This is a genomic window from Streptomyces sp. MnatMP-M17 (assembly GCF_900091995.1).
Lineage (GTDB): Bacteria > Actinomycetota > Actinomycetes > Streptomycetales > Streptomycetaceae > Streptomyces.
The window spans coordinates 1-8778 of sequence record NZ_FMDK01000504.1 but is presented as its reverse complement, the minus strand read 5'-3'; the positions used below and the strand labels follow the sequence as shown (position 1 = coordinate 8778).

14 protein-coding genes are annotated in these 8778 nt (G+C 67.2%); 2 read left to right on the top strand and 12 right to left on the bottom strand.

From position 1 onward, the window contains the following. From rpsC to GA0115259_RS22265, 12 genes are all read right to left on the bottom strand, one after another. Positions 1–742 (bottom strand): 30S ribosomal protein S3 (gene rpsC, locus GA0115259_RS22320; RefSeq protein WP_093600084.1); only part of this gene is annotated, 742 nt, incomplete at its 3' end. Next, the gene (gene rplV / locus GA0115259_RS22315; protein ID WP_004571827.1) at positions 742–1089 is read right to left on the bottom strand and encodes a 50S ribosomal protein L22; all 348 of its coding nucleotides are present in this window, start codon (positions 1087–1089) and stop codon (positions 742–744) included. The genes rpsC and rplV, both read right to left, overlap by 1 nt. Positions 1090–1130: 41 nt before the next feature. Further along, on the bottom strand, positions 1131–1412 hold the full coding sequence (gene rpsS, locus GA0115259_RS22310; RefSeq protein ID WP_030351437.1) for a 30S ribosomal protein S19: 282 nt from the start codon (positions 1410–1412) through the stop codon (positions 1131–1133). Between the two features lie 14 nt (positions 1413–1426). Beyond that, positions 1427–2263 (bottom strand): 50S ribosomal protein L2, encoded by an 837-nt coding sequence (gene rplB / locus GA0115259_RS22305; protein WP_093600081.1) that lies wholly within the window; start codon positions 2261–2263, stop codon positions 1427–1429. A gap of 47 nt (positions 2264–2310) precedes the next feature. Further along, on the bottom strand, positions 2311–2628 hold the full coding sequence (rplW, locus tag GA0115259_RS22300; RefSeq protein ID WP_066943608.1) for a 50S ribosomal protein L23: 318 nt from the start codon (positions 2626–2628) through the stop codon (positions 2311–2313). Continuing rightward, positions 2628–3299, bottom strand: a complete 672-nt coding sequence (gene rplD / locus GA0115259_RS22295; protein ID WP_093600078.1) for a 50S ribosomal protein L4 — start codon at positions 3297–3299, stop codon at positions 2628–2630. The genes rplW and rplD overlap by 1 nt, the downstream gene beginning before the upstream one ends. An 8-nt stretch (positions 3300–3307) precedes the next feature. After that, a complete protein-coding gene (gene rplC / locus GA0115259_RS22290; RefSeq protein WP_093600075.1) occupies positions 3308–3952 on the bottom strand; it encodes a 50S ribosomal protein L3 in 645 nt (214 codons plus the stop codon). A gap of 14 nt (positions 3953–3966) precedes the next feature. Further along, entirely contained in the window at positions 3967–4275 is a 309-nt protein-coding gene (rpsJ, locus tag GA0115259_RS22285; protein ID WP_003948644.1) for a 30S ribosomal protein S10, read from the bottom strand. A gap of 459 nt (positions 4276–4734) precedes the next feature. Beyond that, the gene (locus tag GA0115259_RS22280; protein ID WP_093600072.1) at positions 4735–5241 is read right to left on the bottom strand and encodes a hypothetical protein; all 507 of its coding nucleotides are present in this window, start codon (positions 5239–5241) and stop codon (positions 4735–4737) included. Further along, positions 5238–6575: an AAA family ATPase gene (locus tag GA0115259_RS22275; protein ID WP_093600069.1), complete on the bottom strand. Its 1338-nt coding sequence runs from the start codon at positions 6573–6575 to the stop codon at positions 5238–5240. Before GA0115259_RS22275 ends, GA0115259_RS22280 begins: the two co-directional genes overlap by 4 nt. 136 nt (positions 6576–6711) lie before the next feature. Then, positions 6712–6918: a DUF397 domain-containing protein gene (locus tag GA0115259_RS22270; protein WP_093600066.1), complete on the bottom strand. Its 207-nt coding sequence runs from the start codon at positions 6916–6918 to the stop codon at positions 6712–6714. Then, positions 6915–7790, bottom strand: coding sequence for a helix-turn-helix domain-containing protein (locus GA0115259_RS22265; protein WP_093600063.1), 876 nt, complete (start codon positions 7788–7790; stop codon positions 6915–6917). The genes GA0115259_RS22270 and GA0115259_RS22265 overlap by 4 nt, the downstream gene beginning before the upstream one ends. 170 nt (positions 7791–7960) lie before the next feature. Between GA0115259_RS22265 and GA0115259_RS22260 the strand changes: the two genes are divergently transcribed. Next, complete coding sequence (locus tag GA0115259_RS22260; protein ID WP_093600060.1) at positions 7961–8407, top strand: ATP-binding protein; 447 nt, start codon at positions 7961–7963, stop codon at positions 8405–8407. After that, positions 8407–8652 carry a hypothetical protein gene (locus GA0115259_RS22255; protein WP_141716655.1) on the top strand — a complete coding sequence of 82 codons (246 nt, stop codon included), beginning with the start codon at positions 8407–8409 and terminating at the stop codon, positions 8650–8652. The genes GA0115259_RS22260 and GA0115259_RS22255 overlap by 1 nt, the downstream gene beginning before the upstream one ends. Positions 8653–8778: the final 126 nt, after the last annotated feature.

The following is an 8778-nucleotide window of genomic DNA, read 5'->3' as shown; positions in this document are numbered from 1 at the left end:
CACGGCCGCCACGCTCGCCGCCACGGCCACCGCGGCCGGCGGGACGGTCGTTGCCGCCGCCACGGGCCGGACGGTTGCCGGCGCGGGCCGCGGCGTTCTCGGCACGCACCTCGGCGATGTTCTTGACGTCGCCCTTGTAGATCCAGACCTTCACACCGATACGGCCGAAGGTGGTCTTGGCCTCGAAGAAGCCGTAGTCGACGTTCGCACGGAGCGTGTGCAGGGGCACACGGCCCTCGCGGTAGAACTCCGAGCGGGACATCTCGGCGCCGCCGAGACGGCCACCGCACTGGATCTTGATGCCCTTGGCGCCGGCCTTCATCGTCGACTGCATGCTCTTACGCATGGCACGACGGAAGGAGACACGCGAGGAGAGCTGCTCGGCCACGGCCTGGGCCACGAGCTGAGCGTCCACCTCGGGGTTCTTGACCTCAAGGATGTTGAGCTGGACCTGCTTGCCGGTCAGCTTCTCCAGCTCGCCGCGGATACGGTCGGCCTCGGCGCCGCGGCGGCCGATGACGATGCCCGGACGAGCGGTGTGGATGTCCACACGGACGCGGTCGCGGGTGCGCTCGATCTCGACCTTCGAGATACCGGCCCGCTCCATGCCCTTCGTCATCATGCGACGAATGGCGACGTCTTCCTTGACGTAGTCCTTGTACAGCTTGTCGGCGTACCAACGGGACTTGAAGTCCGTGGTGATACCGAGCCGGAACCCATGCGGGTTAACCTTCTGGCCCATTACCGGGTTCCTTCCTTGCTGCTGACGACCACGGTGATGTGGCTGGTCCGCTTACGGATCCGGTAGGCACGGCCCTGGGCACGCGGACGGAACCGCTTCAGGGTCGGACCTTCGTCCACGTACGCCTCGCTGATGACCAGCGAAGAGGCGTCGGTGTGGTCGTAGTTGTGCGCGGCGTTGGCAATGGCGCTGTCCAGCACCTTGCCGACCGGCACGCTCGCGGCCTGCGGGGCGAAACGCAGGACCGCCTGAGCCTCCGTGGCATCCATGCCACGGATGAGGTCCACCACTCGGCGGGCCTTCATGGGCGTGACGCGGATGTACCGCGCCTGGGCCCTGGCTTCCATGGTTGTCCCTTCGGTGTAAGTCATAGTCGTTCCACCCCGCGTTAGCGGCGCTTCGACTTCCGGTCGTCCTTGACGTGGCCGCGGAAGGTGCGAGTCGGCGAGAACTCACCGAGCTTGTGGCCGACCATGGACTCGGTGACGAACACCGGGACATGAATCTTGCCGTTGTGCACCGCGATCGTGTGGCCCAGCATGGCCGGGACGATCATCGAGCGACGGGACCAGGTCTTGATGACGTTCTTGGTGCCTGCTTCGTTCTGGACATCCACCTTCTTGATCAGGTGGTCGTCGACGAAGGGCCCCTTCTTGAGACTGCGCGGCATCTGAAAACCCGCTCCTAGCGCTTCTTGTTCGTCTTGCGGCGGCGGACGATGTACTTGTTGCTCGCCTTCTTGGGAGAACGAGTACGACCCTCCTTCTGACCCCACGGGCTGACCGGGTGGCGACCACCGGAGGTCTTGCCCTCACCACCACCGTGCGGGTGGTCGACCGGGTTCATGGCCACACCGCGGACGGTCGGGCGGACGCCCTTCCAGCGCATACGGCCGGCCTTGCCCCAGTTGATGTTCGACTGCTCGGCGTTGCCGACCTCGCCGATGGTGGCGCGGCAGCGGACGTCGACCAGCCGGATCTCACCGGACGGCATACGCAGGTGGGCCATGGAGCCCTCCTTCGCCAGCAGCTGCACGGAGGCACCCGCGGAGCGGGCGAACTTCGCGCCGCCGCCGGGCCGCAGCTCGATGGCGTGGATGGTCGTACCGACCGGGATGTTGCGCAGCGCCAGGTTGTTGCCGGGCTTGATGTCGGCGGCCGGGCCGTTCTCGACACGGGCGCCCTGCGCCAGGCCGCGCGGCGCGATGATGTAGCGCTTCTCGCCGTCGGCGTAGTGCAGCAGCGCGATGCGCGCGGTGCGGTTGGGGTCGTACTCGATGTGCGCGACCTTGGCGGGCACGCCGTCCTTGTCGTGCCGACGGAAGTCGATCACACGGTAGGCGCGCTTGTGGCCACCGCCCTGGTGGCGGACGGTCACACGACCGGCGTTGTTACGGCCGCCCTTGCTGTGCAGCGGGCGGACCAGCGACTTCTCCGGCGTGGACCGCGTGATCTCGACAAAGTCGGCGACGCTGGAGCCACGACGGCCCGGGGTCGTCGGCTTGTACTTGCGGATACCCATTTCTCAGTCCTCGGAAGATTCCGGACTTCTGAACGATCCAGCCTCCGTCAGGAGGCCGGGCCGCCGAAGATGTCGATACGGTCGCCCTCAGCGAGGGTCACGATGGCGCGCTTGGTGTTGGCTCGCTTGCCGAAACCGGTGCGGGTGCGCTTGCGCTTGCCCTGGCGGTTGATCGTGTTGACCCCGGCGACCTTGACCGAGAAGACCGCTTCCACGGCCTGCTTGATCTGGGTCTTGTTGGCGTGGGGCGCGACGATGAACGTGTACTTGTTCTCGTCGAGCAGCGCGTAGCTCTTCTCGGAGACCACGGGCTTGACGAGGATGTCGCGCGGGTCCGTGTAGGTCTTGCTGGTGACCTCGGCCATCAGGCTTCGCTCCCTTCGGTGTCGTCGGCGCCTGCGGCGTCGGTGGCCTTGGAGGGGCCGGACACGAAGGACTCGAAGGCGGCCTGGGTGAAGACCACGTCGTCGGAGACGAGCACGTCGTACGTGTTCAGCTGGCCCGGCGCCAGGATGTGGACCTGGGGCAGGTTGCGGGCGGACAGCCACGCGGCCTCGTCGGCGCGCTCGACGACCAGGAGCAGGTTCTTGCGCTCCGAGATCTTGCCGAACAGCGTCTTGGCGGCCTTCGTGGACACATCGCCGTCGACCACGCCGGAGACGACGTGGATACGGGAGTGACGGGCCCGGTCGGTGAGGGCACCGCGCAGGGCGGCGGCCTTCATCTTCTTCGGGGTCCGCTGCGAGTAGTCACGCGGCTGGGGGCCGTGAACGACGCCACCGCCGGCGAACTGCGGAGCACGGGTCGAACCCTGACGGGCGCGGCCGGTGCCCTTCTGGCGGTACGGCTTCTTGCCACCGCCGCGGACTTCGCCGCGGGTCTTGGTCTTGTGCGTGCCCTGTCGGGCAGCGGCCAGCTGGGCGACGACGACCTGGTGGATCAGCGGAATGCTGACCTTGGCGTCGAAGATCTCCGCGGGGAGCTCGACGGTCCCGGCCTTCTCGCCCGCCGGCGAAAGGATGTCAATGGTGCTCATGGATTACCTCAAGCCCCCTTGGCCGCGGTACGGACCAGGACGAGGCCGCCGTTCGGACCAGGAACCGCACCCTTGATCAGGATCAGGCCCTTTTCCGCGTCAACGGCGTGAACGGTCAGGTTCTGGGTGGTCACGCGCTCGTTGCCCATACGGCCGGCCATCCGCATGCCCTTGAACACACGGCCCGGGGTGGCGCAGCCACCGATGGAACCGGGAGAGCGGTGCTTGCGCTGGGTGCCGTGACCGGCGCCGAGGCCCTTGAAGTTGTGACGCTTCATGACACCGGCGAAGCCCTTGCCCTTGCTCTTGCCCGTGACGTCGACCTTGACGCCGGACTCGAACACGGCGGCGGTGACCTCCTGGCCGAGCGTGTACTCGCCGGCGTCGGAGGTACGCAGCTCCACCAGGTGGCGGCGCGGGGTCACGTCGGCCTTGGCGAAGTGGCCCTTGAGGGGCTTGTTCACCTTGCGCGGGTCGATCTCGCCGAAGGCGATCTGGACCGACTCGTAGCCGTCGGAGTCATTCGTACGGACCTGGGTAACGACACAGGGCCCGGCCTTGACGACGGTCACCGGGACGACACGGTTGTTCTCGTCCCAGACCTGGGTCATGCCGAGCTTCTCGCCCAGGACACCCTTGATCTGCTTTGCCATCTCTTCCGCGCCTCTCAGAGCTTGATCTCGATGTCGACGCCGGCCGGAAGGTCCAGGCGCATCAACGAGTCAACGGTCTTGGGCGTCGGGTCGAGGATGTCGATCAGGCGCTTGTGCGTGCGCATCTCGAAGTGCTCGCGCGAGTCCTTGTACTTGTGCGGCGACTTGATGACGCAGTACACGTTCTTCTCAGTGGGCAGCGGCACCGGGCCCGCGACCGACGCACCAGTACGCGTCACCGTCTCGACGATCTTCTTCGCCGATGAGTCGATGACCTCGTGGTCGTAGGCCTTGAGCCGGATGCGGATCTTCTGTCCCGCCATGGCTGCTTCGTAGTCCTGTCTCTCGTAACGCTCTGGAACCTGGTGACCTCGCGCTCTGCTCCGACCCACGCGGTCGGGCGTGTCGCATCCCCTCTGTTCAAAACTCCCGAAGGATTTCCCAGCCGAGGGGGTGCGGCCCAAGTCCGCGAGCCGGTCGCAGGCCGCTATATCAAGCATTGGCCACCGGGCGCCTGGCCGGAGCCCCGCTGACACTTCCCGGAAGATTCCCGTACGTCCGTCCCAGCGCTGCCCATAAGGCAGTTGGGACGACGAGTACTGTGGGACTCGCTTCCGGTCCTCCCGGCGGGAGGCGCGCAGCATCGGCACTCAACCGAGCAACCTGGCTAGTGTGCCACAGCGGCCTCACGCCTGGCCAATCGGGCCGGAAAGGGTACCCCACGGGCTGATCGGCGAATCCTCCGCGCCAATCATCCGCCTTCTCAGGGGGGCTCGGCCCTCTCAGGGCAGCTCGGCCCACGTCCCCATCGTGGCTTCCAGGGTCCAGATACGGACCTCCGCCTGCGCGCGGGAGGCGTAAAGGTCACGTTCGACCACAATGCTCAGATCGCCCGTCCCGAGCTGCCGCCGGACGGCGTGCTCGGCCAGATCCATCCCTGTGCTGACACCGTCGCACAGAGACACCAGGAAGGACCCGTCCCAGGTGCGCTCGTGCAGCACCCACGGGGCTTCACCGACCGCGGTCCTGCGCAGCAGCCCCATGAACTTACCCGCGCACCGGCGGCGGGCCGAGCCGTCGGCGATCTGGAAGACGTGATTGCCGGTCTCCACGACGGTCGCCGTAGGCAGGACGAACCGGACGCCTTCCTTCAGCCTGGCGTCCATCTCGGCCAGGATCTCGGTGCGGTGATCATTCCTGAAGGGAATGTCAAGGATCTCCACGAAGACCGAGGTGTCGAGGAAATCGACGACGGGGAGCCGGAGTCCCGGCCGACGTTGCTTGCTCACAGGCTCCTCAAGAAGTCCTCAACGCTGGTCACTTCGGCGTCTCGTGGGCGTACGGCGTCCGGCAGCCGCCCCTTGGTCACGGCATCGCCCAGATCACCGGCCGCGAGGAGTTCCACGTACCCGGGAAGATCGGTGAGACGCGTCAGACGGCTCTCGCCCGAGTCCGGGTCGCGGGTGCAGACCAGAACTCCGGAGTGGTCCTCCGCGGTGAGCGCGTTGAGCAGCGCCGGACTGTGGGTGGTGAAGAGGACCTCGATCCGCCCTCGCCGCGACTCCTCCCTCATGAGCCGCAGCACCCGGGCGGCCTGGGTGGGATAGAGCCCGTTCTCGATCTCCTCGATCACCAGAAGCCGCTCGGGCCAGGTGAGATCCGTGGCGCTGCTCGGTTCGGACACATCGAGCATCGCCGTACCGAAGGCGAGGAAGCGGAGCATCCCGTCGCTGAGGAGCCGAGCGGGGATCTCGTGCACGGCGCCATGGAACCCGGATTCGTGGAGCACGAGCTGTACGTCCCCGAGGGAGGTGACGACCGTGTCCACATCGACCACCGGGTACTCCGGCATCCCGCTGATCAGCTTCTTCAGCCGGCCGAACGCCCGTGGGTCGTGGCGCCTCAGCTCAGCCACCACCGCGCTGAGATTGTCCGCGCTGCGACGCAGTTCGGTGTCACGCTCGGGGACGTACCGGCGCATGAGGTGCGGGACCGGGTCCAGGAGGAAGACCTCCTTGAGCGCGGCCAGCACATGGCGGGCGGCCTCCCGCACCAGATGACCGGCTCTTGTCTCCGGTAGCAGCAGCGGGGCCAGGGAACAGGCGAGCCGGTCCCGGCTCAGCATGCCGCCCTCCTCAAGCTCCTTCCGGCCATTGAAGTACCGCAGCGTGAACAGGTCCTCATGCGGTCTGTACGGTCGCGTCGCCAACAGGACACGGCCGGACGGCAACCTCCTGTTGCCATACAGGGCCCCCTCCACGGCTACCAGCCGCTCACGGAGGATGCGGACGGCGGGCCGCACCTCGATCTCGACATCGAAGTCGTACACCGCCTCCCCGACCCGCACCCGGCAGCCGATGGCGAAAGTGTCACGCCCCAGAGGAGCGCACCCCTCGGCGCCGCCGCGGATCGGTTCCTCCCCGCCGTGCCGAGGCCCGTCGAGCGCGTCCCGTACCGGCTCGCCGAGCGCCAGCCGGGAGAGGACCGTCAGAGCGTCCAGCGCGTTCGACTTGCCACTGCCGTTACGGCCGATCAGAAGGGTGAGCGCCTGGAGCGGCAAGCGCTGGTCGGTGAAGCTCTTGAAGGAGGTCAGGCGCACCTCCTCCAGGCGGGGTGTCTGCACCGGGCACCTCTCTTGATCGTCCGGTTAGTCCGGGCCGGGGCACCACGGAACCGCTTCTCAGCTAACAGCACGCACCCAGGACGGTCCAGCGGACTCGGGCGGGATGTCCGCCCTGTCCGCGCCGCCCGCGGGCGGCTCAGCGCTCGCGGGTGTACGAGACGAAGTCGGCCCAGGCGGTCGCGGCAAACCCGAGGCGAGGGCCGTGGGTGTGCTTCGAGTCGCGGACGAGGACAGCGGCCGGGGTGGCGGCGACCTCGACGCACTCCGGGCCGTCGTTGCTGCTGTAGCTGCTCTTGATCCACTCCAGCGCGGAACCGCCGGGGGCGGAGGGCTTGTGGGTCATGTCTCTCCCAGCACTTTCTCGATGAAGGCCAGCGACTCCCGTGGAGTCAGAGCCTGGGACCGGATGATTCCATACCGCAGCTCGATGATCCGGAGATCCTTCGGGTTCGAGATCAGGCGGCTGGCCAACTGGCCCTCCCAATGCGCCACTGCAGAACCGTCGTCGAGTTTCAGGAGCTGAAGCTGGCCTCCCATCCCGGCATGGTCTTCGCGGTGCGTAGGCATCACCTGGATCTCAACGTGCCGCAACTGCCCTACCTCCAGTAGGTGTTCGAGCTGTCGACGCAACACCATTGTGCCTCCGATGGGCCGCCGCAGGGTCACCTCTTCTTGGACGAACGTCAGCGTTGGCAAGGGCTGACGCTCGAAGATCTCATGCCGTGCCATCCGGGCCGCGACCTGTCGGGCGACTTCGTCCCGGGAGTAGGCAGGGCGCCGCATCTCGAACAGCGCCTGCGTGTACTCCTCCGTCTGCAACAGCCCGTGCATGTTGTGGTTGCCGTACGCGCCCAGCTCGACGGCTTCCGCCTCCAGCTTGGCCAGATCCCGGACCTTCTTCGGATACCTCGCCTCCGCCACGTCCTTCTTCATCGCCGCGATCTTGCCGCCTGCCCCCAGAACCTCGTCCGCACGGTCCAGGAACTCCGGCCTGGGGATGCGCTTTCTGGCCTCCAGCTTGTAGATGTGGTTCTCGCCGTATCCGACCGCCGTGCCGAACTCCGTCTGCGTCAAACCCGCCGCTTCGCGCCAGAGCTTGATCTGACGGGCGACCGCCGCGATCACCGCACCGGAGTCGTCCCCGGAGTCGGGTTCCCAGTCGGGCTCGTCCGCGCCGTCCGTGGTGTAGTCCGTGCTGCCGCTGTCGATACTCACTGTGGGCCCTCCGACTCGCTTGTCGTCGTTCTACGGCACCGACGCGCACGAGAGGTCACGGTGTACAGGCCGGACAAGTTCCGCCAGACCTCGCGCCCCGACCGGACGGTCACCGTCCGTACGGGCGTCGTCACTTTTCAGCCTACGCACACTCGGCCACGCTGTGTGATGTGAATCTCGAAAATAGTGATCGCAATCCGTCGGCCCAACCAACGCTTCCCGCACGGAAGTTCTGTGTCCGCCTGTCCTCCACTCGCCGAGGCGCCCGGCTCGCGCGGCTGCTCACGGTGGAGCAACTGCGCTCGTGGGAGGTGCCCGCCGAGACGGCGGCGCTCGTCGTGGCCGAGCTGGCGTCGAACGCCGCGCTGCATGGGAGCGCGCCCGGAAGGGACTTCAGGCTCACTCTCACGCTCACGACGGCGGACACGCTCCGTATCGAGGTGACGGACACCCGCCCTGGACACGTACCGACCGTACGAACGGGCGCCCCACCGGACACCGAACGTGGGCGCGGCCTGCTCCTGATCGACGCACTGGCGGACCGCTGGGGCATCACGCCGGGACCGGGTGCCTGCAAGACGGTCTGGGCCGAACTGGGAACGGGAGCCTGTGGGTGATGGAGATGGAACCGACGACCGACAGGGCACTTTGGGGCGCGGTGTCGATCGCGGTGAGCATGGTCGTGCTGGCGGTGGGCGTGCTGTACGCGTGGATGTCGCCGTCGGACGAGCCGGAGGGGCTCGTGACGGTGGCGGATGCGAATGCGGAGGAAGGGCACTCGTACACGTACACCTGCCATTGCCACCGCGATCCTGTGCGAGTGACGATCCGGGCGTGGGAGATCCCGCGTGGACATCGGTGACGGGATCAGCGGCGGGCAGCGCGGGTTTCGTCGTCGGCTTGAGGGCTGGTGGGTGGAGTACGCGGCAGTGGGGTGGGGTGGTGGCGCGCCGGCTCGGCGTCTGACCGCCGGTGGGTGGTTGAGGTT

Coding starts and splice junctions, on each gene's coding strand:
- rplW (WP_066943608.1), bottom strand. CDS start 2,628: ATGGCCGAGGTCACCAGCAAGACCTACACGGACCCGCGCGACATCCTC.
- rplV (WP_004571827.1), bottom strand. CDS start 1,089: ATGGAAGCCAGGGCCCAGGCGCGGTACATCCGCGTCACGCCCATGAAG.
- GA0115259_RS22255 (WP_141716655.1), top strand. CDS start 8,407: ATGGAGATGGAACCGACGACCGACAGGGCACTTTGGGGCGCGGTGTCG.
- rplB (WP_093600081.1), bottom strand. CDS start 2,263: ATGGGTATCCGCAAGTACAAGCCGACGACCCCGGGCCGTCGTGGCTCC.
- GA0115259_RS22270 (WP_093600066.1), bottom strand. CDS start 6,918: ATGACCCACAAGCCCTCCGCCCCCGGCGGTTCCGCGCTGGAGTGGATC.
- rpsS (WP_030351437.1), bottom strand. CDS start 1,412: ATGCCGCGCAGTCTCAAGAAGGGGCCCTTCGTCGACGACCACCTGATC.
- rpsJ (WP_003948644.1), bottom strand. CDS start 4,275: ATGGCGGGACAGAAGATCCGCATCCGGCTCAAGGCCTACGACCACGAG.
- rplD (WP_093600078.1), bottom strand. CDS start 3,299: ATGAGCACCATTGACATCCTTTCGCCGGCGGGCGAGAAGGCCGGGACC.
- rplC (WP_093600075.1), bottom strand. CDS start 3,952: ATGGCAAAGCAGATCAAGGGTGTCCTGGGCGAGAAGCTCGGCATGACC.